The organism is Methanococcoides sp. DA23, from assembly GCF_057593895.1.
This window is the reverse complement of record NZ_CM172520.1, coordinates 1,406,960-1,433,764: the sequence shown is the minus strand read 5'-3', so window position 1 is coordinate 1,433,764 and position 26,805 is coordinate 1,406,960. Positions and strand designations below refer to the sequence as shown.

General features: G+C 40.5%; 24 protein-coding genes. 16 read left to right on the top strand and 8 right to left on the bottom strand.

Annotated features, from left to right (window positions below; translation table 11 throughout):
- The first annotated feature begins 54 nt into the window (after positions 1–54).
- Both AC20MK_RS06905 and AC20MK_RS06900 read left to right on the top strand, forming a co-directional pair.
- Positions 55–1,746 (top strand): hypothetical protein, encoded by a 1,692-nt coding sequence (locus AC20MK_RS06905; RefSeq protein ID WP_487355139.1) that lies wholly within the window; start codon positions 55–57, stop codon positions 1,744–1,746.
- Between the two features lie 678 nt (positions 1,747–2,424).
- Entirely contained in the window at positions 2,425–3,804 is a 1,380-nt protein-coding gene (locus AC20MK_RS06900) for a PAS domain-containing protein (protein ID WP_487357078.1), read from the top strand.
- Between the two features lie 121 nt (positions 3,805–3,925).
- Here the strand turns inward: AC20MK_RS06900 and AC20MK_RS06895 are convergent, their stop codons facing one another.
- Positions 3,926–4,888, bottom strand: a complete 963-nt coding sequence (locus AC20MK_RS06895; protein ID WP_487355138.1) for a mechanosensitive ion channel family protein — start codon at positions 4,886–4,888, stop codon at positions 3,926–3,928.
- Positions 4,889–5,123: 235 nt separating this feature from the next.
- On the opposite strand from AC20MK_RS06895, the gene AC20MK_RS06890 reads away from it, so the two are divergent.
- Both AC20MK_RS06890 and AC20MK_RS06885 read left to right on the top strand, forming a co-directional pair.
- Positions 5,124–5,831, top strand: a complete 708-nt coding sequence (locus AC20MK_RS06890) for a DUF432 domain-containing protein (protein ID WP_487355137.1) — start codon at positions 5,124–5,126, stop codon at positions 5,829–5,831.
- Positions 5,828–6,667, top strand: a complete 840-nt coding sequence (locus tag AC20MK_RS06885; RefSeq protein WP_487355136.1) for a mechanosensitive ion channel family protein — start codon at positions 5,828–5,830, stop codon at positions 6,665–6,667. Before AC20MK_RS06890 ends, AC20MK_RS06885 begins: the two co-directional genes overlap by 4 nt.
- 30 nt (positions 6,668–6,697) lie before the next feature.
- Here AC20MK_RS06885 and AC20MK_RS06880 read toward each other — a convergent pair whose 3' ends face one another.
- Entirely contained in the window at positions 6,698–7,132 is a 435-nt protein-coding gene (locus AC20MK_RS06880) for a phosphate-starvation-inducible PsiE family protein (RefSeq protein WP_487355135.1), read from the bottom strand.
- Positions 7,133–7,206: 74 nt separating this feature from the next.
- Positions 7,207–8,127 (bottom strand): mechanosensitive ion channel family protein, encoded by a 921-nt coding sequence (locus AC20MK_RS06875; protein WP_487355134.1) that lies wholly within the window; start codon positions 8,125–8,127, stop codon positions 7,207–7,209.
- Positions 8,128–8,660: 533 nt separating this feature from the next.
- Between AC20MK_RS06875 and AC20MK_RS06870 the strand changes: the two genes are divergently transcribed.
- From AC20MK_RS06870 to AC20MK_RS06855, 4 genes are all read left to right on the top strand, one after another.
- Positions 8,661–8,780, top strand: a complete 120-nt coding sequence (locus AC20MK_RS06870) for a symporter small accessory protein (RefSeq protein ID WP_487355133.1) — start codon at positions 8,661–8,663, stop codon at positions 8,778–8,780.
- Positions 8,781–8,783: 3 nt separating this feature from the next.
- A complete protein-coding gene (locus AC20MK_RS06865) occupies positions 8,784–10,376 on the top strand; it encodes a sodium:solute symporter family protein (protein WP_487355132.1) in 1,593 nt (530 codons plus the stop codon).
- Positions 10,377–10,511: 135 nt separating this feature from the next.
- Entirely contained in the window at positions 10,512–11,321 is an 810-nt protein-coding gene (locus AC20MK_RS06860; protein ID WP_487355131.1) for a DUF1638 domain-containing protein, read from the top strand.
- A gap of 84 nt (positions 11,322–11,405) precedes the next feature.
- Entirely contained in the window at positions 11,406–11,837 is a 432-nt protein-coding gene (locus AC20MK_RS06855) for an FAD synthase family protein (protein ID WP_487355130.1), read from the top strand.
- A gap of 46 nt (positions 11,838–11,883) precedes the next feature.
- On the opposite strand, the gene AC20MK_RS06850 is transcribed toward AC20MK_RS06855, so the two are convergent.
- Together AC20MK_RS06850 and ribH are read right to left on the bottom strand one after the other, a co-directional pair.
- Positions 11,884–13,026 (bottom strand): pyridoxal phosphate-dependent aminotransferase, encoded by a 1,143-nt coding sequence (locus AC20MK_RS06850; RefSeq protein WP_487355129.1) that lies wholly within the window; start codon positions 13,024–13,026, stop codon positions 11,884–11,886.
- A 50-nt stretch (positions 13,027–13,076) separates the two neighbouring features.
- Positions 13,077–13,493 (bottom strand): 6,7-dimethyl-8-ribityllumazine synthase, encoded by a 417-nt coding sequence (ribH, locus tag AC20MK_RS06845; protein ID WP_270096836.1) that lies wholly within the window; start codon positions 13,491–13,493, stop codon positions 13,077–13,079.
- Positions 13,494–13,644: 151 nt separating this feature from the next.
- Here ribH and AC20MK_RS06840 point away from each other — a divergent pair, with 151 nt between their 5' ends.
- A complete protein-coding gene (locus tag AC20MK_RS06840; RefSeq protein ID WP_487355128.1) occupies positions 13,645–14,691 on the top strand; it encodes a calcium/sodium antiporter in 1,047 nt (348 codons plus the stop codon).
- 67 nt (positions 14,692–14,758) lie between these two features.
- On the opposite strand, the gene AC20MK_RS06835 is transcribed toward AC20MK_RS06840, so the two are convergent.
- Entirely contained in the window at positions 14,759–17,422 is a 2,664-nt protein-coding gene (locus AC20MK_RS06835) for a cation-translocating P-type ATPase (protein WP_487357077.1), read from the bottom strand.
- A gap of 411 nt (positions 17,423–17,833) precedes the next feature.
- Positions 17,834–18,001, bottom strand: coding sequence for a hypothetical protein (locus AC20MK_RS06830; protein WP_487355117.1), 168 nt, complete (start codon positions 17,999–18,001; stop codon positions 17,834–17,836).
- Between the two features lie 395 nt (positions 18,002–18,396).
- On the opposite strand from AC20MK_RS06830, the gene AC20MK_RS06825 reads away from it, so the two are divergent.
- Together AC20MK_RS06825 and AC20MK_RS06820 are read left to right on the top strand one after the other, a co-directional pair.
- Complete coding sequence (locus AC20MK_RS06825) at positions 18,397–18,666, top strand: hypothetical protein (RefSeq protein WP_487355127.1); 270 nt, start codon at positions 18,397–18,399, stop codon at positions 18,664–18,666.
- A 21-nt stretch (positions 18,667–18,687) separates the two neighbouring features.
- Positions 18,688–19,509, top strand: coding sequence for a NosD domain-containing protein (locus tag AC20MK_RS06820; RefSeq protein WP_487355126.1), 822 nt, complete (start codon positions 18,688–18,690; stop codon positions 19,507–19,509).
- A gap of 161 nt (positions 19,510–19,670) precedes the next feature.
- Here the strand turns inward: AC20MK_RS06820 and AC20MK_RS06815 are convergent, their stop codons facing one another.
- Positions 19,671–20,093 carry a hypothetical protein gene (locus AC20MK_RS06815; protein WP_487355125.1) on the bottom strand — a complete coding sequence of 141 codons (423 nt, stop codon included), beginning with the start codon at positions 20,091–20,093 and terminating at the stop codon, positions 19,671–19,673.
- Between the two features lie 204 nt (positions 20,094–20,297).
- On the opposite strand from AC20MK_RS06815, the gene AC20MK_RS06810 reads away from it, so the two are divergent.
- From AC20MK_RS06810 to AC20MK_RS06790, 5 genes are all read left to right on the top strand, one after another.
- Complete coding sequence (locus tag AC20MK_RS06810; protein WP_487355124.1) at positions 20,298–22,103, top strand: glycosyltransferase family protein; 1,806 nt, start codon at positions 20,298–20,300, stop codon at positions 22,101–22,103.
- Between the two features lie 76 nt (positions 22,104–22,179).
- Entirely contained in the window at positions 22,180–23,169 is a 990-nt protein-coding gene (locus AC20MK_RS06805; RefSeq protein WP_487355123.1) for a galactose-1-phosphate uridylyltransferase, read from the top strand.
- A 104-nt stretch (positions 23,170–23,273) separates the two neighbouring features.
- Positions 23,274–24,401: a glycosyltransferase family 4 protein gene (locus tag AC20MK_RS06800; RefSeq protein WP_487355122.1), complete on the top strand. Its 1,128-nt coding sequence runs from the start codon at positions 23,274–23,276 to the stop codon at positions 24,399–24,401.
- Positions 24,402–24,460: 59 nt separating this feature from the next.
- On the top strand, positions 24,461–25,591 hold the full coding sequence (locus AC20MK_RS06795; RefSeq protein WP_487355121.1) for a glycoside hydrolase family 57 protein: 1,131 nt from the start codon (positions 24,461–24,463) through the stop codon (positions 25,589–25,591).
- Positions 25,588–26,790: a glycoside hydrolase family 57 protein gene (locus tag AC20MK_RS06790; RefSeq protein WP_487355120.1), complete on the top strand. Its 1,203-nt coding sequence runs from the start codon at positions 25,588–25,590 to the stop codon at positions 26,788–26,790. The genes AC20MK_RS06795 and AC20MK_RS06790 overlap by 4 nt, the downstream gene beginning before the upstream one ends.
- Positions 26,791–26,805: the final 15 nt, after the last annotated feature.

The following is a 26,805-nucleotide window of genomic DNA, read 5'->3' as shown; positions in this document are numbered from 1 at the left end:
AAATAGTATTTATTTGTATGTACTTATAACGTTTAATGGGAGGGAAATTACTACATGTATAAAGTAACCATAGAAGGAATCTTCAGACAAACCTTCATTGGAATTGTATTGATATCTATATTGACTCTACCGGCTGCTGCCACAAGTGTGCTGGATATCCAGGTCACGGAATCTTTGAATGTGGAGGATCTGTACAACGGGACACTTACTCAGGGAACTGCCACAGGTTCAGGTGTGATCACCATAACAAATGAATTGTCATCAACATTCCTTTATGACATTTCACTTAACTTCAGCAATGGCACAACTCTTTCTTCTTCATGGATTCCTTCTTCGGGTATGACCCTTGACACAAGTGGGGATGACTATGTAATAGTCCATATCAATTCTCTTGCTGACGGAGCAACGGAGACCATAAACTATGTATGTTCCGGTTCAAGACCTATACTTTTCGAGGAAAGCTATAGTTCTGATAAGATACTTGTTGGTGATAGCACCAATGTTTCCCTAACACTGAACAACACAGCAAGTTCTACTATTAGCAATATCGAACTTGTCAAGACTGCAACAGACAGCGATGATGACTCGACTCCTGATTTCCTATTCTCCAATAATGAATCCGCTGATGGAAGTACACTGATATCAGTCAGTGAGAATGTGATCACATGGAATGGATTTAGTTTGAATGCTGGTTCAACTGCCACCCTCAACTTCACAGCCACAGAGAACGATGCGGATGCACATGCGAATTCAGAATCTCTGTCCTCAGTTGAATATTATATGGGCAATGCGACCCTGCAGTTTACAATTAATGACGGTACAACTTCCGGTAGTGGGATCACATTGAATGGAGATCCGACAGCGATCACATCAAATTTCGAGATAAGTCTTGACAAGAACCAACTGGATCAGTCAGAGGGCGGAAATGGCGATGGTGATGACTGGGGATTCACACCTACGATCACCAACACGGATTCTGAAAGTATCGATTTCAGCATATCTGCAGTAAATGTATATGTTACGAACAGCACTGCTCTGGACAAAGATTCGGCTGTTGCCACTACTTCATATGAAAGCGTATCCCTTACAGCTAATGCATGGACAGGGACAGAATGGGATGTATTGGATTTCCCTGACCCTGTACCAGTTGGTTGGATCGATGTAGATCTTTCCGTAGACCTTTCAGATACTCAGTTAACAGACAACTATGCCACAACCAATGGGACATATACGCTCATTGAGAAGATATACATCATCAACGGATATCTTGTTGAAGCAAAGAAGACCATCACCAAGAACGCCACAGACGATAATTATGATGTTTCTCTCTGGGTACACAACAAGGGTAACCTTGCAACGCCACCACATGTGGTCGTATATGACATTGTTCCACAGAATTTCTCTCTGATATACAATGAGACCGACCCTACTGGCAACACTGCAGTAGTATCTCCTATCCAGGGAATAGCATACTGGTGGGATGTTGGTTCTCTCGAGGCAGATGGGACTGTGGGCAACCAGACATACATCAACTATACGGTATCGGGTGAGGGCATTTATCGGATGTCTGACCTGTTCATACTTGGTATTGATCCTGCCTATTCACTGAATATGCCGAGTACGCCGGTGCTGACAACAGGAACAAAGGTTGCAACAAGTACAAATGTTGAATCCGTTATGTCTGTGCTGATGCTCGTCTCCCTGCTTGTGGGAGTCGTGGGTATGCGCAGGAATAAGAGATATTGACCTAAATAGATCGAAATGGGATAATTCCCTTGTGGTTTTTATCCCTCCTCCCTTTTTGGTTTTAGATATTTTTTATTGTTCTAACCTAAGTTTGATATTTTGACCTCTTTCATAAGAGAATGTATTCTCGGCTTTGTAGTAAGCAGGTAATTAAAGTAAAATATAAGGTACTAATGCACAACACTGACAGGGGGTGGCAAAATTGGATGAGCTTTATTTGAGGATTTCTACAGAGCCTATTTTTTCATTTGATTGCAGGTACTGATTAGATCCTATCAACTTTTAAATCAAGGTAATTGTTGAAATGTTAATATGGTCGATTGAGATTTCTTTTGTGATTTGAAATACATGTCGAAGAAATTATACCACGCCTAAACACATCTCATGATATTATTATATGTGATTGAACTGAGATTCACGAACTACTATTGTTTCATAATTACATCATTATAATGAATAACTTTATATTTAGAAATAGTGTCATTGCTTACATCTAATTTATTTGCTCTATAATATAATTTATAATCGCAAATTTTTACAAATGGGGATAGATTAATGGGTAATAGTTTAAAAAAACGAATCTTAACCTTTGAAAAGGAATTATTACTAAAAAACCAAGCGATTGAATCAAGTATTAATGCTATTGCGTTAACAGATATTGAAGGAAATATCGTCTAAATAAATACTTCTTTTTTAAAGATGTTTGGATTTGATAACAAAAACATATTTTTGCGTAGAAATGCGGATAGTTTTTGGGATAAACAAGTTGAAGCAACAGAACTAATTGAAAATATTCATAATAAAGGTTCTTGGTCTGGTGAACTCTCAGTTCGAAAAAAGGATGGCTCGCTTCTGATAACTTTAGCTTCCGCTAACATCATTCGGGATAATTTGGATGAGAAAATTGCTATAATGATATCGTTTATAGATGTTTCCAAGCAGAAACAATTGGAAAACGATTTTCAAACGATATTTAATTCCGTAAACGATGGAATCATTATATATTCTCTTGAAGGAAAGTTTTTGGAAGCAAATCAGATTACTTTCGATAGCTTGGGGTATCTGAAAGACGAATTAATGCAAATGACGGTAATGGACATAACACCTCCTGAAATTAGGGAAACAATAGGCGAGCAAATTATTGAAAAAATGCATCGGGGAGGTGGGATCGTCGAAACTATTAGTAGATGTAAAGACGGTTCTTTGGTACCAGTTGAACTTAACATTCGTCCAATCAAATACAAAGGAATTAATGCAATCTTAGCCGTTGCCAGAGATATAAGTGAACGTAAGAAAGCAGAAGCTGATTTGAAGATGAGTGAAGAGAAATACTTCACTCTTGTAGAAAATGGGAACGACGGGATTATTGTAGTTCAAGATGATTTGCTTAAATTTGCAAATCAAAAGTTCATGGATATCTGTGGTTTTTCAAAAGATGAAATAATCGGAAAATCTTTTTTTGATCTTATTTCAACTGAATATAAGAAAATAGTACAGGAAAGGTATAATAAGAGATTTCGCAGCGAAAATATTCCAAACAATTATGAAATTGAGATTCTTTCAAAGGATGGAAACTTTATTCCAGTAGAAATAATTGGATCTATTATCGCATATGAAGGCAAATACGGAGATATGATAATAATTCGTGATATCACTGAGCGAAAGCATATAGGGGAAGCTTTACAAAAATCAGAAAAGAAGTTCAGAGACATTTTTAACAACTCTAATGATTCAATTATCATATATGATCTAGATGGTAGTATCATTGAAGTGAACGAAGTTGCTTGTAAATTCACAGGTTATAGCAGGGATGAAATGCTGAGTATGTCGGTGATGGACTTAGATTCTCCTGAACAGGCAGCAAAGATACCTGATAGTATCAAGTGTTTACAAAAGGGAAAACGTGCTATATTAGAGAGCGCAGCTATTTGCAAAGACGGCACTCCTATCCCTATAGAACTAAGTAACCGCCTTATTGAGTATGAAGGCAAAACCGCTGTACTCAGCATTGCCAGAGATATTACAGAACGAAAAAAAGAACATAAAATAACAAAGTGAAACAAAATAGAAAGACGTTGTTTTGTCAATGGACGTTAGATTCTATGCTGGAAGATTATCTAAGATCAAACTCTTAAAAATAGTGGATCGAAAGATCACACCACCGTTTCCTCGTTCTTAATTACGACCTATTTACTGTAATTTGCGAAGATCTCATTATGTCAATACTTGTTGCAGTGCCCAAATAAATGTCCTTTTCTTGTTCGAGTGCCTGAAAGAGTTTCTGGACCAGCATATGTTTTATTTTCCTTCGCTGGCGAGGGTCCACCACATATCTGATACGCATATCTATCCAGTTATCCTGAGGCTTCATGTATAGCTTAGTTTCCGCATCATAGGAGGTGATGAAGTATTTCTCACTCATGTACAGGAGTTCTTTTTTCGCAGAATCTTCAAAATCATGTATGGCATCTTTTGTGACCTTCGTTGCAATTTCTTCTGCTTTTTTCCAGTTGCTTCCGTATACCAACATGATCTGTACTTCGTCCCAAATGAAGGAGAAGTCCTTAGTGTAGTTCTTAACCGTACCACTTAAGATGAAACTGTTCGGTAGCTGAACGATCCGACCGGTATATTGATCCCCGTCAACCCATTCGCGGATCTCCATTATGGTGGTGCTGTAATTCTTTATATCAAGTACATCTCCGATTATATCTCCCACTTCTATCCGGTCACCAGCCTTGAAAGGACGGGATATAAAAATAATTAGCCCGCCAGCTATACTTTTTAACAGGTCCTGAAGGGCTATAGCAACACCTGCACTTAGTATACCATAGGCTACTATCAGGCCGGTGGTTTCTCTGAACCACAAGGCAAAAAGGGATGCCAGAACAAGGAATGTGATTATTATTGAGACCGTTTTGCGGAACGTGTACCTTTCTTTGTTATCATGTACTTTTAATTTAACAATGTCTTCGGCAATGGCCCATATTATGTAGAATACTAGGACAATGATCACAGAATGCAGTAATTTTATCAACAGGGTCTCATAACCAATTAGATAGTCTGTAAAATAAGTGATATATGTGATGAATATTGCTATGGATAACAAAACAACTATATTCAGCCCTCTCAAAAACCCCATAAAATTATTTTATGAGCTCAATCATTATTAACCCTTTTGTTTAAAGAATGGATCACAGAATTGAAATATAGATCTCTACGAAAATTAAACGAATGAGCCACTATCTGGAACTTTAATTCATATTAGTGAAGGAAATAAAAGTTTTTGATACAGGATAACATTCTTCTATAAAGGTAAATAACATAAGAACAAAAGCATATTCTACAAAATCATTGTTTAATAAATCTGGAGCATCATGTACGGATCATATACTATACCTTTCAGATCAGAAAAAGAAGGGCTGGCTATATTAGTGGAGAAAGAAGGGGAGACCTATCTTTATAGAAGGCAATTTCTCGATGAGATTCTGGAGAAACTCCTGATGAAAGGCGATGGGAAGGTCCTCATAAACCCAATTGAGCCTTTGAACAAGCCCAAAAAGATAACCTCTAATTTGCTTATAGAATTTGATAAAACTGTAACCATCGCTCCGATGGCAAGAGTGAAGGTTTACATAAAATTTCCGGTGGAGATGGGGATCTTCATTTCTGCTAAAGATGAGTTCGAAATAATCGATATCCTTACAATTGCAAAGGAAAAGTTCACCCTCTACGGAGAGGCAAGTGGCGGGTTGATATGTAAGTACTGGAAAAGTGAGGTATATTCCACGATCCCTTCTTCAGATCCAATGTATGAAGGAATTATGGAATTGTCCATCATAAATAGTACGAACCATTGGGTAGAGGTGAGTAAATCTGTTTTTAATGCTTATGGCATGAAGATCTACTATGACCATGACCTCGTATCCATGAAAGCTAACATGAAAATAATGAGTTCTATTATTGCAGAAACGGATTTCATTGATTCTCCTATAAGATACGGGATGGAGAAGTCAATGGAACTGTATACTGCCAAAAGGATCTATGTGAACGGAACCAAATGTATCATGGAGGCGGGCTTTTGATCCTTTCAGATATATCGGAGATCTTTTTTGCTAGTGGTGCATTGATCATCAATATCGTCACTGCTGTTGTAGTCTTAATGCTCTCTGTGTTTATAGGTAAAGTACTGGCATTATATTTGAGAAGGTCACTCAAGGAAAAAATGGATAAAAGCCATCTGGACATTATTCTAAAGGTGGCATACTATGGCATAGTAACAATAACTGTCGTATTTATCATTCTCCCAATTTTGGGAGTTGCACCCTCAAGTCTGTTGGTTGCAGGTAGCATATTAGGACTGGTAATAGGTTTTGCCAGCCAGAGTATAGTTGGTAACCTTATATCTGGCCTATTCCTGATATTTGAGAGACCCATAAAGCTGGGCAATCAGGTAAATATCGATGGGAATGTGGGTGTCGTAGAGGACATCAGCCTGATCTCAACCATAATCAGGACCTTTGATGGGCTCTATGTAAGAATTCCTAATGAAAAAGTTTTCACAACCACAATAACAAACTATGTGGCCAATGTTGCAAGAAGGTTTGATTATGTCGTTGGAATAAGATACAGTGACGATGCCGATGAGGCCATAGGCATAATCAAGAACCTTATAGAAGAACATTCATTTGCTCTGAAGAACCCCGCACCGGGTGTTTTTGTTAGTGAGCTTGGAGACAATTCAGTTAATATAAATGTGAAGATATGGGCACCTTCAACAGACTGGTATGCTCTTAAGACCGAACTTCTCTGGAAGATAAAAAAGACCTTGGAAGAAAATGGAATTGAGATCGCCTTCCCACAGCGTGTGGTCTGGTTTGCAAATGAATCAAAGGATCAGCATATTGCTGATCCTGAGTAAAATTTTTATTTCATTATTTGATGCTTATTTTCAGGAGATATTCTGGTCTTCCTTGGGTGAATATTTGACGGCTAGGATTCTTATTGCACCCAATGCCAGTAGCACTGCCGATAGGGTTAGCATAAATTCATATTCAATTTTTTGGCCATAAATTCCAATTGCAATCTCACGCATAACGATCAAGATCGTGGCATCTGTTATATATGTAAGTCTGATTCGTTCATGTTCACGATAATCAATAAAAGCCTTGAAAAAGTCAATAAGAACAAAAACTGTGAGGACACTATAGACTATGTTTGTAAAACTTATCTGAATAAAATTGCCATCAAAAATCCCTATTATAATTAAGCCAAGACTCGCCAAGATCTTTAACACTCCCACAATTACCGCGAGTAGCAGTATATAAAGGATGAGTGTAGTGACATAGCGTATCACAATATCAAATATTTTATCATGAGTTAACATAACTCCCTCCCTTGAAGAGTTGATCAACAAGAAGTTTCTAACTGATGTTAAAAATAAAAAAAAGAAAAGTGGGATTATTTCTTCTCTTTGGCATATGCCACAAGTGCCTCTTTGATCCCCCACTTGAAAGCCACGACAACGGCGATTCCCCATGCAAGTGGTCCTATCAGCAGATAGAAGATGCTCGTATCGATGAGCATCGTATCAAGTGCCAGCAATACCAGTACTAGTGCAAGGAATCCCTTGAGTAATGGGATCCAAACATTACTTCCTTCTACTTCCATTCCTTCCATGATACCTTTTAGGTAATCTGTAAGGAGATCAAGTACCAATAGTCCAACTATAAGTATGAGAACACCTGCAAATAAACTGGGTATATAATTGAGTACTGCTGCTAGGAAATTAGATACAACATCCAATCCCAGGATATTAGAAGCTGCCAGAATGAAGATCAAGTATCCAAAGGCTTTTATGATACCTGCAATTATTCCCGAAATTTTCAAGTTCGCTGCTTCAAGACCTTTTCCAATGCCGCTGCTTCCGATATTTTCATCAATACCTGATGCTATCAAGAGCGTCTTTACGATCCCTGCCAGGAAATCAACGATAAGCACTCCAATTATAAGAACTATAGCTGCCGATACTATAAGGGGCAGGAATAATATGATCTGGGCAAGGAAATCAGCCACTATCTGTATCTTCAGTATGTCTATAATAATTACAGCAAAGATGATGTAGATGAACCATTTGATTACGCTATCGAACATTGCCACGGTGGTCGATCCGGTTCTTTTTATCATACCGCCTAAGAATGTTTTATCAATGAGGTCATCCAATCCTATCTTATCAAGGACCTTTGCTCCGATCTTTCCAAGTATTTTCCCGACAAACATTCCTACTATCAGCAATACTATGACAGCGACAAGTGTCGGAATAAATGCAATGAACTGATCCACCATTCCAAATAAACTTTCCAGTATAGGTGATTCCACCATTATATATTCCCCCAATTATTTATTTATTTATTTTATTTATTTTTGTAGAAGAAATGTTCTAAACCCGGATATCTCTCCTACACCACTCCATATTTAAGTTTAGTATGTTCGTATTTAAGGCTTCTGCCTAAAATATTTCGTATAGTAATTTGAAACAAAATATATTAAAAATAGGCTAAATATCTTGACTTAAAACCTAGTCTTTCCAGTGTTCTGTAGAAATCCTTATAAGACGAAAAGGTGAAGTTTGCATAACTTGTACTTAACAAAAAATGGTACCATAATTACAATATAAGTTTTTTACAGGATCATTTTCTTCCATTTCTTTTTGTGATATGTTTGTAATATGAGGCTGTTCATTCTAAATCATCTATGTACTTTTAGTTTCATTGATGTCTTTTTTAAGTCATCCGATTATACCATTTTACAAGAAAAACTTCGAAACATTAATGTATGGTACATGTTAACAGATATCAACATCAGTGTGTGTTATGTGGTAGCATATATCAGGCAAAAAATGGCAAGTGATAATTATGTTAGGAATTGATGATCCTCAAATCTGGTTGGCATACATACTGTGCATTGTTAGTGCATTGGGTTGTATGGTGTATGGTCTTTTAAAGTGGAACGAAGAAGAAACTGAGGAGTGGTGATAAGTGGCGGTAAATACTTCAACGCTCGGCATTTTCATTCTTGTATATCTTCTCGCAGTCTTCTATTGTGGCTGGTTGGCTTACAAAAGGACGAAGGATGTAGATGACTACATGCTTGCCGGAAGGAAAGTAAATCCTTATATTCTTGCTCTTTCTTATGGTGCTGCTTTCATCAGTACAGCGGCCATCATCGGTTTTGGAGGAGTGACGGGAACACTTGGTCTTGGAACTCTTTGGCTTGTGTTCATGAATATCTTTGTAGGTATCTTTATAGCGTTCGTGGTATTTGGTGCAAGGACCAGAAGGATAGGTTTGAACCTTGGTGCTGTAACTTTTCCTGAACTTCTCGGAAGGCGTTTCCAGTCTCGTTTCATTCAAGGTTATTCCGGTGCTCTCATTGCCCTTTTTATGCCTCTCTATGCAGGTATCGTCCTTATTGGCGGTGCAAGGTTCATGGAAACCGCACTTTCAATAGATTACAATATTGCAGTACTTATCCTGATAGTCATCGTAGCGGCTTATGTTATTACAGGTGGTCTGCTTGCTGTCATGTACACCGATGCACTTCAGGGAACTTTGATGCTTTTTGGAATGGCAATTCTTCTGGTACTGACCTATGCTAAGCTCGGTGGTGTCGTAGAAGCTCATCAGGCACTTACGAACCTTGCTCCAATGGTTCCTGAATCTCTTGCAGCAGGTGGTCATCAGGGCTGGACTAGAATGCCTGAATTTGGTTCTCCGATCTGGTGGACAATGGTCTCGACCATTATTCTTGGTGTTGGCATTGGTGTATTGGCACAGCCACAACTTGCTGTCAGGTTCATGACAGTCGATAGCAAGAAATCCCTTAATCGAGCAGTTTTCGCAGGCGGTCCGTTCATTCTTATGATGGCAGGCGTGGCATACATTGTAGGTGGTCTTTCAAACGTCCATTTTTTCAATACGGTGGAAATGATCTCCATCGATGTTGCAAAAGGAAATCTCGATCTTATCATGCCTGAATACATTAACAGTGCAATGCCTGAATTGTTCGTTATCTTTTTCATGATAACTTTACTTGCAGCGGCGATGTCCACATTAAGCTCACAATTCCACACAATGGGAACAGCTATCGGACATGATTTTTACCGTGAGTTCCTCATGAAAGGGAATGCACGTAGTACTGTTACTGTTACCAAATTAGGTATCATTGTGACCATTATATTCAGTGTCATACTTGCATACATTCTACCTATCAGCATAATAGCAAGGGCAACCGCTATCTTCTTCGGACTTTGTGCAGCAGCTTTCCTTCCGATGTATATTGGTGCATTGTTCTGGAAGAGAATGACAAAAGAAGGTGCGATCGCGAGTTTGATCATAGGCACTTTCAGCAGCCTGTTCTGGCTGGCATTCGTGCATGTAAAGGAAGCAGCACCTCTTGGCATCTGCAAGGCTCTTTTTGGAACCGATACTTTACTTACAGGTACCTGGACAGTCGTTGATCCAATTCTTATTGCCGTTCCTCTTGCAACGATAGCTGCAGTGAGTGTAAGTCTTTTGACAAAACAGCCATCAAAGGAACACCTTGACACGTGTTATGGTAAGAAGTTCTGATATAAGTTCATTGAAATACACGATATTGGGCAGCATTTGGCTGCCTCTTTCTTTTTTTTGCCTTTTTAAAATGATGAACATCCTTATATAGTTCCGATAATCAACATTATCCAGCTATTGTATGAGGAATAACAGATGCCTGTAATGAGTCTTATTGGATGCCGGATGTTCGAGGATGAGATAGTCCATCTGGTGGAGAACGATCCGCTTATAGATGAGCTTATTGTGGTGGAGAACAAGGATTGTTCTCGTCTGGTTGAAAAGCTTGATGATATCGGAATTTCCTACAAGCTTGTTCCTGCAACATCCCTTAATTCTGCTTACAAGGACAATTGTGCAGACAAATACTGTTTCATCATCAATATCCTTGAGTTTGCTCTGCATGCTATTCCTCAGAACCTTAAGTCCGAGGTATATAAGGCAGTTGAGGACATGGCGGTCTTTTCCGATGGTGTCCTGCTGTTCTACGGGCTTTGTGGAAATGTTCTTGGCAAGATCGAGGAAGATCTTGATGATCTGGATTGCAGGATCTGTATACTCAAGGAAGAGAATGGCGAGATCGTTGATGATTGTATTGGGGCTGTACTTGGTGGCAGGGATGCATATCTTGAGCACCTTAAGAGTTTCAAGGGTGTAGGTACGTTCTTCCTGACTCCTATGTGGGCAGCCAATTGGGGGGATATGCTCGTTGCCGGAGGTTTTGGTAAAGACCCGAATGATGTTGAAACCTCAAAATGGGTGTTCGATTCCATTGGCTACAAGAAAGTTGCAAAATTGAACACCGGTCTGAAGTATGAAAAGGAGTTCGATGATGTCGTTAAGGAATTTGCTGATATCTTTGAGTTCGATATTTTGAACATCGAGGGTACCCTTGACCTTGTGGAGAGATGCTATCGTAATTTCAGGGATGAAATTCTTGAAGGTCATCATGAAAAGCTCGATTGAGCATTCTTCTTTTACATACTGTTATTAAGGATATTGTCAATGATTAGAGCAAAATTAAGCTATCTATAACTATGGTGATATTTCTTGACACGAGTACTTGCTACGGGAACTTTTGATCTTCTGCATCCGGGACATGTTTTTTTCTTGACACAGGCACATAGTTTAGGGGATGAGCTCTATGTCCTTGTCGCAAGGGATTCCATGATAAAGCACAAGGCACGACCCATTGTTCCTGAAGGACAGCGCCTTGAGATGATAAGTGCTTTCGGGGTCGTGGACAAGGCCCTTCTTGGAAGCGAGAGTGATATCTTTGAGCCTTTAAAAGATATCGACCCTGATATCATCGTCCTGGGACATGACCAGTTCTTCGATATCGCTGAGCTTGAAAAAAGTCTGGGTGAGAGGGGCTTTAAAGCAAAGGTAGTACGTGTCGATGATGCGATGAAATGTGAACTTTGCAGCAGTGGAAGAATTATTAAGAAGGTACTCGAAAGATACGGACCAAATGAGAAATGAAAGTTCTCTTAATGATTCCTAAAAAAGGTAGAAAAAAGATGTGAGATCAGAGGAGTGTTTCCTCTATCCTCTGAAGTGCCTGTTTAATCCTTTCCTGTGATGTTGCGTAGGATATTCTTACGAAATCCTTTCCACTGACTCCGAATGCCGAGCCTGGTGTTACGGCCACGTGGGCTTCCTGAAGCAGTTTTTCAGCTACCGTATCACCGTTGCCGAATTCACTGACATCGGCAAATGCATAGAAAGCACCGTCCGGTCTTTTACATTTGATGCCAATGGAGTTCAGTCCATCGATGAGGATATCCCGTCTTGCTTTGAACTCTTTGAGCATGTCATTGACAGGTTCCTGTGGACCTTCAAGGGCAGCTACACCGCCGAATTGTGCGAAAGTGGTCGCACTGCTTACTGAGTGTGAGTGTATCTTCTTGAACCCTTTCATGAGCTCAGGTATTGCTGTTACGTAACCAAGTCTCCAGCCTGTCATTGCGTATGCTTTTGAGAATCCGTTGACCGTTATGGTACGTTCATGCATGCCGTCGAGTGAACCCATGCTGATATGCTTTTTGTCGTAGATGATCTTCTCATATATCTCATCTGACAGCACCAGAAGGTCGTGGTCGATGGCAAGGTCTGCAATTGTCTTGAGCTTTTCCTTGTCAAATACTCCGCCTGTAGGGTTGCATGGTGAGTTCACCACAATGAGCTTTGTCTTGTTCGTGATGAGCTCCTCGATTCCGTATGGCATGAAACCGTTATCAGGGTCTGTTGGTGCCCAGACGGGGTTTGCACCTGCGAATTTGATGCAGGGGCTGTAGGATACCCATGACGGGTCCGATAGGATAGCTTCATCATTATCATCGAGAACTGACATCATGATCTCGAAGATAGCCTGTTTTGCACCGGGTGTGACGAGCACGTCATCTGCGGTCACTTCCAGTTCGTTCTCTGTCTGTAACTTGTTCGCGATGGCTTCCCTCAGTTCAGATATCCCTGTGGAAGGTGCGTAATGGGTTTCACCGCGGTACATGGCATCTGCTGCTGCTTTACAGATATGTTCAGGTGTGTTGAAATCAGGCTCGCCGAGGCTGAAGCTGATGATGTCGATACCTTCGCTTTTCATCTTGTTCGCAGCGTTGGCGATCTTGATCGTAGCTGACTCTTCTACACGTTCAAGTCTGGAGGATGGCATTTCAGATCACTCTCTATATATTCGTTTTTAATTCAAGGATAATTCTAATATCACAGACGCTGGACCAGTTTCACAGCGGCTTCAACGGCACGCTTGGCATAATCCACACGCTGATGTGCTTCCATACGTGTCATTCCCGGTCCTGCTATTCCAAGGGTCACCGGCTTGTCATATTCAAGTGAAAGGTCTATTATCTTCCTTGCTGCCTGCTGCACGACTATCTCATCATGTTTGGTGGCACCTTCGATGACGATACCAATGGTTATAACAGCGTCAATATCATCCTTCAAGCAAAGCTTCTTGATAGCAAGAGGCATATCATAAACGCCAGGAACAAGGATAGTTTCTGTAACTTCTGCACCAAGGAACTTTGCGTGTTCAATTCCCATAAGTTCCATCTGGTAGGTCAGATCTCTGTTAAATTCAGCTACTACAAATCCCAATCTAATAGTTTCACTATCACTCAAAGCATTTAACTCCTTTACAATGTCTTACTTATTATTTATTAAACATCAATCTTGCATATAAATATGCGTATGGGCTATTAGAGCATCAAATTCCTTTTATTTAACACTATCATACACAAAGATAAATAGGAATACTTTCAAGTAACAGTTGATGCTATCGAACGTCATTATCCTGCTTATCGGTCTTATCCTGCTTGTCAAGGGCTCGGACTTTTTTGTCAGTTCAGCATCTGCCATTGCAAAAAAACTAGGAGTTTCAGAGTTCATTATTGGTTTGACACTTGTTGCTATTGGAACTTCGATACCTGAGCTTGCTTCTTCTATGGCTGCTTCACTTTCACACTCAAGTGGGATCGTGATCGGTAATGTTGTAGGTTCAAATATTGCAAACATAGCCCTTATAGTTGGATGTGCTGCGTTCATCTCGGTGGTGAAGACCGAATCAGATATGCTCAAAAGAGATGGCTACATTATGCTTTTTGCTTCCGCTCTTTTCTTCCTTCTTGCATTTGATCTTCAACTGTCAAGAGCTGAAGCAGTTATACTTATCCTTTTCTATCTAGCTTATGTTTTCTTTTTGTTCGAGGATAAGTCAAAATATGAAACTCGATCATATTTCGGGGAGTTTATCAGTTATTTTATCAAATTCAAATATGTGGGGTCTATTAGCCAGCGTATTCGAACAGGGATCAATAACCACAATTCTGGTAAAAAACAAGAGAATAAAAAGGAACTTGGGAATCTCTATAAACATCTTCTGATTCTTGCCTTTAGTGGAACTGCAGTGATATTCGGTGCTAAATACTTTGTCGAGGAAGCAATATTCTTTGCACAGATCTTTCAGCTTCCCGACACTTTCATTGGGGTTACACTGGTTGCAGTAGGTACCTCCCTTCCCGAACTAATGGTGACCATATCTGCTGCACGTAAAGGCTATGGGAACATTGCAATTGGGAATGTCATCGGTTCCAACATCACGAATATCTTTCTGGTACTGGGGCTCTCTGCATTTGTGTTCCCTCTTGAGATAACCGGACTTAGCATCATGTTCACGATCCCGTTCATGATAATGATCAGTGTCGTTCTGTTATGGTTCATCCAAACTCACTGGGAGATCAGGAGAATAGAAGGGATCGCATTGCTCTTGCTGTATTTGATCTTCCTTATATTGTTGTTCAGTTTCGGTGCAGATGTCTAAATCGTGCCCATAGATTAGCCTTTCGATCATTGGTTGATCGGTCAAACAACAGCATAGTTTGACTTGATCACCACTTCAGGAAAGTCTTTGCAAGCAATGATCCCTTTCTGATGTAATATTTCCTTATCTCATCCTGCACGAACAGCAATATTGCAAAAGGAATTGCAAGTACAAGATATTCCATTGGTACCGGTGCTGTTCCAAATACCTTGTTCGCAAATGGATTGAACATTATCATGGAAAGTATCCCTAATTCGCTCACTACCGCCAGTAGTATCATTTTATTCGTGAACATATTCCTGGATAATGCAGACTCGATTCTTGTACGGGATACAAGCAAATTTGCTATCTGGCAGATTATGACCGCAGCAAAAAATGCCATTATGGCCTGTCTGTAGAGAAGATCATTGCCTAGTAAGGCCTGTCCCCAGGTCCACCCCCCATCCAGAAGTACTGCAAAATAACATGTAAAGCCTGCCAGGGCTTCGATGGGTCCTTTCATTCCATAGGATGTCAAAAGTATCTGTGGTGTCAGAAGCCTTTCATATTTAGAGCGTGGAGGACGCTTCATTATGTCTCCTTCCCCTTTCTCAACAGCCAGTGCCAGTGCCGGAAGTATGTCTGTACCAAGGTCGATGGCAAGGATCAGCTGCACGTTCATGGGCAGGGGTATCGAAAGCAGAACAAATGCAATGAATGGCAGTATTTCCGGAATATTGCTTGTAAGGATGTAGGCAATGAACTTCTTGATGTTATCGAAGACTGTCCTTCCTTCTTCCACTGCATTGACGATGGTGGCGAAATTATCATCAAGAAGGATCATGTCGGCAGACTCTCTTGCAACATCCGTACCGCTCCCCATGGCGACACCCATGTCTGCGTTCTTTATTGCAGGTGCATCATTGACGCCATCCCCGGTCATGGTCACGATCTCTCCCCTTGACTGAAACGCCTGTACTATCTTCAATTTCTGGACCGGGGATGTTCGTGCGAATATAATATACGGAGCCTTTAGTTTTTTTGAAAGTTCATCAATTGATAATTTGTCCAGCTCAGCACCTGTGATCATCACCGGCTCATGTCCATTGCTACTAAAACCAACGTTCTTTGCAATGGAAAGGGCAGTTACCGGATGATCTCCTGTTATCATCACTACTTTAATTCCCGCCCGGTGACATTTGTGGATAGCATCTTTGACCTCAGGTCTGTGAGGATCGACCGCACCGGCAAAACCGATAAATGTAAAACCTTTGTCGTATTCGATCTCCTCATCTGCCCTGCGATAGGCAAGAGCAAGCACACGCTCACCCCTTCCAGCGATCTTCAAATGCATATCAAGGAGCTTGTTCCGTTCATCTTCGGTGATGGGTACTTCGTCCCCGTCCATCAGGACATGGTCACACATTTTAATAACAACTTCAGTTGCGCCTTTAAGGTAGGATTCCTGTTCACCCTGATCAGTATGATAAATGACCTGCATTCTTTCTTTCAGGGAGTCGAACGAATATTCCATTAGGCGGGTATTATTTCTCCGCATCAGATCAATATCAGTAAATTTGGATGCGTACATCAACAACGCACCTTCGGTGGGGTCTCCCTTATATCTCGAAGGTCCTTCAACGAGCCTTGAATTATTGCAAAGTACTGCTACTTTCATTAGGATGTCCGGTGGGACTTCCCCATTGCTCACATCAATTTGCTCGAAGCCCAGGGTCATTGAATGTATGGCCATTTTGTTCTGGGTCAGTGTCCCGGTCTTATCAGTACAAATGACCGTGGTAGATCCAAGGGTTTCCACAGATTCGAGCCGTTTGATAAGTGCATTCCTTTTTGCCATTCTTTTTGAAGCCAGGCTTAAGGATAGGGTCACAGTCGGAAGCAATCCTTCAGGGACATTGGCAACTATGATACCTATTGCAAAAATGAGATTCAACAGGAACAGGTCCTGTGTCACAAAGCCGATCGTAAAGAAGGATATTCCGAGAAATATTGCAATTACGGAGATGACCCTGATGAAATTATTGAGCTCTTTGCGAAGGGGCGTTTCAACTGATGCTGTCTGTTCCGTCAGGGTTGCAAGCTTTCCCATCTGTGTATTGTGCCCAGTTCCATAAACAACGGCTTTTCCGTTACCTGTCAATACAAGCGTTCCCGAGAAGACCATATTCCTGCATTCGAGTATGTTTGGGTGAGTGCATTCAAGGGAGCGTAACTGTGGCTCAGCCTCACCGGTCAATGACGAATTGTCAACCTTTAAAGTATTCTCTTCAATGAGCCGGCCATCAGCAGGGACCTTGTCTCCTTCTTCAATGAATATGACATCTCCGACAACCAGTTCGGGTGCCAATATTTCCTTTATTTCCCCATCCCTCAGGACCTTGGCAACAGGAGGTATAAGCTGGCGAAAACTCGCCATTATCTGTTCTGCCTGATATTCCTGTATAAAGGTGAACGTGGCATTGAGAATAACAACTCCAAAAAGCGCAATGGCGATGTACAAGTTGCCTTTTCCAGGGTCCAGCAGCTCTGATGTATAGGCAAGCAAAGCCCCTGTAATAAGCAGGACCGAGAAAAAATTGTTGAATTGCTTTAGGTACTTTTTAAGAACTGATTCTCTCCCTATATTCTCAAAAATATTCCTTCCACATATCTCCAGCCTTTCTAAGGCTTCACGTGTTGTTAATCCCTCGATACCAGCATCGAACCTTTCGAGGAAATCTTCAAGAGAAATGCTATGCTCATCGCCTTTTGTCTCGCAATCAAGATCTTTATCGTTGAGTATAATGTTACCCCCGTACTCTCAACATATTTGCAGATATAACTGTAATAATAGGATATAGATTGTTCTATCTGTTCAAATTACAGGGTTAAAATATTCATGGATCTTTTTAGAAAAGGCGAAGTTCCGGCAGATCGGCTTTTCAATTTAATACGTGCTGTTTTTCAGGAAAAATAGAACGAATCCAAGCACAGCTCATGAATCATGTTTATAGTATAGAAAAGTGCAAGCCCATGAAACATATCTGAATATTTCCGGGCGGAATTGGTATCATTTGGTTGTGATCACAAATTTGTAAAATGGAGAATAATAAAAAGGTGATGAAGTAAAGGAGTTTCCGGTCTTAAGGAAGATTCCTTTACTTTAGAAGAGGTTAGCATAAGATGAAAGTCTGAGGAAGGCCATCAGAGCAATGGATACTGTAAGGGTGGCAATGAATGCCCCGTTTCCATCAATTTTAAGTCCTCTATTTGTCCATTCAAGGATACTGTCTTCATCATCCATTGTAGTGCCTGCGTAGTATGTTTCCATTTCTTCTTTCCCCCTGGTTTTATGGGCAATGAACATCTATCACGATTAATCATTGCACACATCTATAATGATTAATCATTTATTAAGGTTTCGGAGTAAAGGATTATTTGTATAATTCATATTTTTCAAGATGCCTATGTCCTCGCACAGTAAGTTGGAGCTATAGGTAACGCGAAAAATGTGCACAACGTCTTTGCAAAGCTGGAATTGTTGTGTAAAATAAATATGATATGTGCCTAAAATTAGCAACATTTATTACTAATTCAGTTTCCAAAAAAAGTATTAATACTTTAAAAACAATTTTCATAAATAAACTAAATTCTGAATATATCTTTTTAATTATCTGGTGGGGGTAAGTGATGAGAATTAAACAAAGTATGATAATTTGTTTTGGAATGGCTTTAGTATTGATGACCATTGGAACAGCAACCGCAGGTACATTCACAGTGAATAACAGCACTGGACCATTAGCAGATTTCACATCGATACAAGCTGCCGTAGATGCTTCATTTGATGGGGATACAATCCTTGTTTTTCCAGGATTTTATGAAGAATACGTGGATGTGAACAAGCAACTAAACATAACGTCAACTGGTGGCTCTGCAGTCACGCATATCACTGCTGCATCAAGCGGTGGTAATGGGTTCAAAGTTACTGCTGATTAGGTAACCATTAGTGGGTTCAATGTGAGCGGCGCTACAGGTTATCAGAAAGCAGGCATCCATTTGACTTCTTCCAGCAACCATACGACGTTAACGGGCAACACGATATCGAACAATTACTTTGGAATCATGCTGTTTCAGTCCAGCAACAACACGCTAATCAATAACAAGGTGTTGAACAACACTTTTGGTATCTATATGCTTCGTTCCAGCGACAACACGTTGACCAACAACACGGCATCGAACAACAAGTTCGGTATCACCCTGGAGTCTCAAGGCAATAGCGCGTTGATCTGCAACAACACTCTGATCAGCAACACGGCGTTGAACAACAAGTTCGGTATATATATTACTTTTTCCAACAGCAATACGTTGATTAGCAACACGGCGTCAAATAATAGCTATAGCGGCATCTGGTTACATTCTTCCGGCAACAATTTCATCTACAACAACTACTTCAATAACTCTAAAAATGCTGGTTTTTCCAGGAATGACAAGAGCAATGTCTGGAATACCACAAAGACCGCAGGTCCAAACATTGTTGGTGGGCCATTCATTGGCGGAAACTACTGGGCAAAACCGGATGGTACAGGTGTCAGCCAGATCAATGTAGATGTGGATTGTGACGGGATATGTGATTCACAGTATAATATTGACGGGAATAATATCGACTACCTTCCGTTGTGTTTAGTTGCATACAATCCATACGATGAAAATAAGGACTTTATAATTGATATTGGTGAAGTGAGTGCAGCAATCAATGACTACCGTTTACAGGGCTCAACATCGATTTCAGATATCAATGAGCTGATAGATATGTATCGTTTAGATGAGCCCTATTGTTAAGAATTAGTTGAGGGGAATTATCCCCCTCTAATATTTTGTCAAATATCTTGGTTTTATGTCTTCACAACATATCGATTTACCATTATTACTTTTTGATTTACTGATGAATTAACAATTGGTAAATTAACCTTAAATTCCTTCAAACATACTTTTCGTAAATATCATTGTGACCCCCTGTCCGCTGGAACCCCGAGCATCCTGTTGGCAAGCCAGGGCGATGTAGCTGTTACGATCAGCACGAGTAACCAGATACGTCCTTCGAAGATATTGTAATCATATAGCAGGCGCTCCCATGAGTGACCTATGATAAAATGTCCGAAGAGGAATTCAAAGGATATTGTCAGGCACAACCACATCAGGCCAACATAAATGAACTGCACAGATGTCCCCGAAACATCTGAATGTTTCAGGAATACGTAGGTAACTGCAAATATGATCGTGCTGAAGATCATCGAACTTATCTGGTGGGCAAGAAGTTCACCTGTGTAGGGTGCATAAAACCCTCTTGCTATACCATTTAATATGGCAGGTACTATGAACAGCAACCAGACACCAAAGGAATACAAGTAAAGTTTTGGGATCATATTAGTAAATTTGAGTTTCACTGATAAAGACTTATTCTCGTATTCAAAATTAATATTGCAAGTTTTCAGCTTTAATTCAGCACGTGTGGTCAATTTCGTGTGTTTATCTTGGTTGAGGCTCTCCACATAGCCTATAACTTTACGAAAACTAATATAGTATATTGCCAGTGTCTATAAACAATTAATAAGTCCGGGGGGTACTGGGTGATCGAACGTAAATGTATTATTATTGCCGGCGAAGAAGCTGGTCCAAAGTCCAATAAGATGGGCGGTATATGGAATGTTATTGATGCGGAAGTAAAGAATCTTGCACAAATGTTTGAAGACGGGACCATCGAAGAGGAATCTATTCCAAGGATCTTCGTTGTGGGCTCTTATTATGGGCATAGTGGTTCGGATTGGAACAAGGGTCTGAACCGTATCACAGACATGAGTGAATTTGATGATTTTGTTCCTGATGAAGAACTTTCAATGATCATTGAAGAACTCAAGGTAAAAGGCATTGAAGTTGTTGTTGGGGCCATAAAGATCAAAGGGGTAGAAATTGTTTACTTGATGTTCAAGACCAATGATTTTTGCAGGGTGATCGTTGAATATAAAGGCGAACACATTTGCCTGGAAAATAAGATCAAGGCTGAAGCTTATGACCTCATTGGCCTTGATTCCTTATCCTTTGAGGATATGGGGAACAGGACCGAATATGCACATTATCTAAATCTTTCATATGCAATATCTGAATTTGTTCATACTCTCGTATCTCTCAGGGAAGATACTGCCGGTGCCTATGAAGATAAACTGATATCCGAATTTGCCAGTTCCTTGATGCCTACATTGTATGTTTCATTGCACTGTCACGAGTTCGGTGTATTTTATGCAATTGCCAGACTCAAGAAGATCGGTGTTACGATCAATACAGTTGCAACCTATCATGCAACTATTCCAGGAAGAGTTGCAGGACATCTTTCCATAAGGAAAATACGTGAAAATGATAGTTCATTTGGTGATGGGGTTCCAAAGAATATGGCGACTCTTGAGTCGTTGTCCTCATATGCAGATGTTGTAACTGCAGTAGGAGATTCTACAAAAAAAGAGATCAAATTGTTCTATGACATTGATTCCATTGTTGTAAGGAATGGTATCGATCTTGAGATCGAGGATATCGATGAACTATTGGATAAAAAGTTAAAATGCCGTACTAAGATCCAGGAATTAACTGCCAGTAAGCTTTATAATACGCATCACAGTGTAGAGCTTTTACCGGAAAAGATCATTCCTATATTCTCTATATCACGTATCGAAATTGAGAATAAGGGTTATCCTGACCTGCTGGATTCACTTCTTCTTCTTGACAGGATGGTGAGGATCGAGGTCGAATCCGGTAGGCTTGATAATAATTACAGGGTCGTGTGTTTCATCATAACTGCTCACGGTCCAAAAACAAATCTGCCGGATAATTTCCCGATCATGCTCAATGAAGATATACTGATCGGTGAAGAATTAAGGATCCAAAATATGATCGAGAACAGGGGACTTGAATGTTCCAAACTTCCAAATGGTGATAGGTACGTTTCTGCTATTCTTTATCCCCAATGGTTGTCAGATCATGATGGCGGTTTCAACATGAATGTCGATGAATTCATGGCTGGTTGTATTGCCGGCATATTCCCCTCACGATACGAGCCTTTCCTGTTGACTGGTCTTGAAGCTGGAAAGGAAGCAACTCCCAGCATTGTCAGCAAGGTTTGTGGATTCAGTGATGCGTTAAGCACTGCCAAGCGTCTGGTGATGGGAATGGGTGGGGTGCTGGTGGTTGATAATATCGATCTTGCCTATCTTGAAACGATAGCAGATTACGCACTTAAAATGGATTACTTCATAGACACTTACACCGATGATAAGACAAAATACAACTTCCTCTGCCAGGAAGCAAATCTTCTTGCTAAGGATATGAACTGGCAGGAACCTACTAAGCAATACTATGAGATGCTCACAGGTACAAAATCAAAATGAGCTAAGGACCTGTAAAAGAAAAGTTTTGCTCTTATGAAAAGAAACTGAATATATCTATATTGGGGATGATGGGAATATGTCAGAGATACGCAAGCACTATTTTCTGGATGAATATTGCATAATAGCACCAGGAAGAAGTAAAAGGCCTTCAGTGTTCAAAGCAGAAAAGAAAGAAAAGGCCGCCAATAAATGTGTTTTTTGTGCAGGCGAAGAAGAAAAAACACCTCTTTCAACTGCTGTTTATAAAAATGGCAGCATTCTGAAAGATTCCGAGAGTTCAAGAGTAACAGGGTGGGATGTACGTTGCATACCAAATCTTTATCCTGCACTTGCTCCGGATGCAAGTGAAGTTAATTCAGATCATGAGGTATTTCCAGGGTATGGTTTTCATGAAGTTATAGTTGAAACACCTGCGCATGAGAATATGATCCCTGATCTTTCAGATGAAGAGATGTCATTACTTATGAAGGTCTATCAGGACCGTGTAATTCACTACGAAGCGATTGATAAGATCGAATACGTTTCGCTGTTCAAGAACTGGGGGGAAAAGGCCGGTGCGTCTCTGGAACATACTCATTCCCAGCTAATAGCGATGCCCATTAAACCTCCGCTATTAATGGAAGAGATGAGGGTCATAGGATCATTTTCAAGATGTCCTTATTGTGACATCGTAGAAAAAGAAAGCAAAAGTGAGAGGCTCTTGTATGAAAATGATCATTTTATAGTCATAACACCATATTGCTCAAAGGTCCCGTATGAGATGTGGATCCTGCCTAAGGAACATACAAATCATATCTCAGGTTTTGATCAGGACCATTTAGACTCTCTGGGAAAAGCAATACGTTCTGTTCTCTCATGTCTCCGGGACAATATGGGTGAGATACCTTATAATTACATGTTCTATCAGCTAAGAGATGAACCTAGATATCACTTTAACTTGAAGCTTCAACCGGTTACAACGAAAGCAGCGGGTTTTGAGAAAAATACCGAAGTATACATCAATACAATGCCTCCGGAAACAGCTGTGAAATATCTTCAGGGTAATTTTGAGGTTGGTTCTGAATGATACGCTTAAGTACATGTGCAAATATTTAACTAATACTATAAACTAATTGGATTTGAACTAAAATGGGGAAAAATTTAAAGATCGGGATGTTCTCTTGGGAGAGTTTGCACTCGATAAAAGTGGGTGGTATAGCTCCGCATGTTTCCGAACTTGCTGAAGCTCTTGCTGAGATGGGACATTCAGTCCACATATTTACCAGAAATAATGGTTTTGATCCATATGGTGAGGTCAATGGGGTTCACTATCATAGAGTGGACCATTCTCTCTCAGGCGGTATCGTTCAGCAAATGGATAGTATGTGTGATTCAATGTACTCGAGCTTCCTTGATGTTACGAAGGAATATGGCAAGTTCGATATATTACATGCACATGACTGGCATCCTTTCAATGTGGTCTCAAGGATCAAATATGAATTTGGTATTCCTTTCATGTTCACATATCACAGTACCGAATGGGGACGTAATGGTAACAAACATGGAAACTGGTGGGAAGCCGAGGAAATATCTCACAGGGAATGGAAATCTGGCTATGAAGCCACGAAGGTCATATCCACCTCACAGCAACTTACAGATGAGATCAAGTTCCTGTACCAGATACCCGATGAGAAGATCTCGATCATTCCGAATGGTATCTTCCATGGAAAGATAAAAAAGGATGTTGATGCCGGTGAAGTGAAAGAAAGATTCGGCATCCATCCTCTTGCACCCGTTGTGCTGTTCATAGGGCGTATGAGCTACCAAAAAGGTCCGGATCTACTTGTTGAAGCCATCCCCGAAGTGATGGATCATCGCTGGGACACGGAATTTGTTTTCATAGGGGAAGGTGAAATGCGCCCTCCATGTGAAGCTCTTGCAAATGTCGAAAAAGTTTCAGACAATTGTCATTTCCTGGGATATGTGGATGATGAAACGGCAAAGGACTGGTTCAATGCATGTGATATTCTCTGTATTCCGAGCAGGAACGAACCGTTTGGTATAGTTGTTCTTGAAGGGTGGGATGCTGAAAGGACCATCGTTGCAACAGATGCTGTTCAAATAATCGATAATTTCGTCGATGGTATCCTTGTCTACAAAAAGCCGGATTCTATTGCATGGGGCATAAAGTACGTACTCGATGACCTATCCAATGGTAGCATGAGAAATGCCGGTAAAGAACTTATCGAGACCAGGTACAACTGGCTCAAGATCGCAGAAAATACAAGTGAAGCATACCTTGATGCTCTCAAGAACTAAATTATGGTTATCAATAGTGTTGATGCCATCAATAATATAATAAAATAGGAGGTTTGGGAATGCAGTCGGTTTGCATCTGTTCAGAAGTACATCTTCCTTGTGTGCTAAAATGGTACTGGCCATCGGAGGGCTATCGCTCTCCGGAATTCGAAACATATTTTGATCAGTCCAAAATGTACTCTGCTTTAGAAAAAAGTGTCCCGGAGATAATTCGTACGAATGAAGCTTTGCTTGATTCCATAGATAACGGCGCAAAATATACCTTTGATATCTCCGGTATATTTTTAGACCAATGTAAATGGAATCCTGCTGTAGTAGAATCATTTCAGGAGCTAAAAGACAGGGGTGCCGGGTTTTCAGCATCAACCTATTATCATTCCATATCATCTCTTTTTCCTGATAATAAGGAATTTAAAGAACAGGTCTCAATGCATCGGGATAAGATCAAGGAAACCTTCAATACCAATCCCCGTACCTTCATAAATACTGAACTGATACTTACAAAGGAACTAAGTGCTCTCCTTAAGGAGATGAAGTTCAAGTGCCTCATTTCAGAAGGTTCGGAGAATCTATTGTATGGGAATGATCCAAACCATGTTTATGATAATCATATACCCACGCTGTTACGTCACATACCCTTAAGTGAGGATATAGAGATCCGCTTTTCAGATCAGAAATGGATAAGTTATCCTTTGATAGCTGATAAATTTGCTTCATGGATAGCCAACATGGAAGGCGATGTTACCACATTACATTTCAAATACAGTTCTATCCTTTCCCATCAGCATAACAGAAGCGATATACTTCAATTCCTCATCGACCTTCCGGCAAGTTTTGAGAAATATGGAATTTCCATGATAACACCTGAAGAAGCTTTGAAGAACTTTAAGACAAAGGAACTTCCATCTATCATGAACAAATCCACTTCTCGCTATGGGATGCATAATCTGATGGGTAATCACCCGCAGCACCTGTACCTGCATGAACTGATAAGTATCGGTGAGATCCTCCAGTCCAAAAAAGGTGCTCCTGAATATGATAAACTGAACTGTATCTATCGATACTTGCAGCAAAGTGAAATATTGCTGGAGATGGGGTCTGATAACCAGAATCTCGGTTATGAAAAGGCAGTCAATATCTTCTCCGCACTTTCGGACTTTAAACGCGCAATACTGGAGGTGAAGGTATGAAATCCGTATGTATGTACTTCCAACTCCATCAGCCGTATCGTTTGAAGTGGTTCTGGCCGGATGATTCTAAAGGGTTTGAAAGGTATTTCGATGTTGCAATAAACAGGAATATCTTCGAGAAGGTTGCTCGTAAGTGCTATCTTCCAGCCACGACCCTTCTGGCAGAGCTCGTTGACCAGCATGAAGGCAATTTCAAGTTCAGTGTTTCAATAACCGGCACTCTTCTAAGCCAGTGTGAAAAATGGAATCCTGATGTACTTGACGTTTTCACCCAACTTGCAGACTCAAAACGGGTGGAATTTATCGATGAGACCAATTATCATTCCCTTGCAGGTCTTTTCGATGATAAGAACGAGTTTCGGGAACAGATCCTGGAACATCATGAGCTTACTTCAGACCTGCTTGGTGTAAAACCACAGGTTTTCAGGAACACGGAACTCCTTTACAATAACAGTGTTGCGGAAACCGTTTCATCCATGGGTTACAAAGCAATACTCACAGAAGGGGTTGATCAGCTGTTGGATTCCCGATCCCCTAATTATGTATACAAAGCCAAGGACTGTGGTCTACCTGTTCTTCTCAGGAACTATAAGATGAGTGATGACATAGGTTATCGTTTCTCTGCGAGATGGTGGGAAGAGTATCCATTAACTGCTGACAAGTGGGCATACTGGGCGGCCACAGAACAAGGAGATTGTATGAACATCTTCATGGATTACGAGACCTTTGGTGAACATCAATGGTCCGACTCCGGTATCTTTGATTTCCTCAGGGCCTTACCTGGTGAGGTTCTCAACAACGGTATTGAGTTCAATACTCCTTCTGAGATAGTCGAGAAGTATGAACCTGTGGGAGAGGTAGATGTCGGGGACTTTAATACTATCTCATGGGCAGATATGGAGAGGGATACAAGTGCATGGCTTGGTAACGACATGCAGCGTAGATGCTTCGAAGAGGCAAAACGGCTTGGACCCTATGTGAAAAGAACGAATGATCCCAAGCTCATCAATATATGGAGGCATCTTCTTACATCTGACCATTATTACTACATGAGTACAAAATGGTTAGGGGATGGAGATGTACATTCATATTTCAGTATCCATACATCACCCTATGATGCGGCCATAAATTTCATTGCAGCATTGTTGGATTTCAAAACCTGTGTTTTCAGGAAACTGGCTGAAATGAACAAAGAATGATCCTTGAAAGGAGGG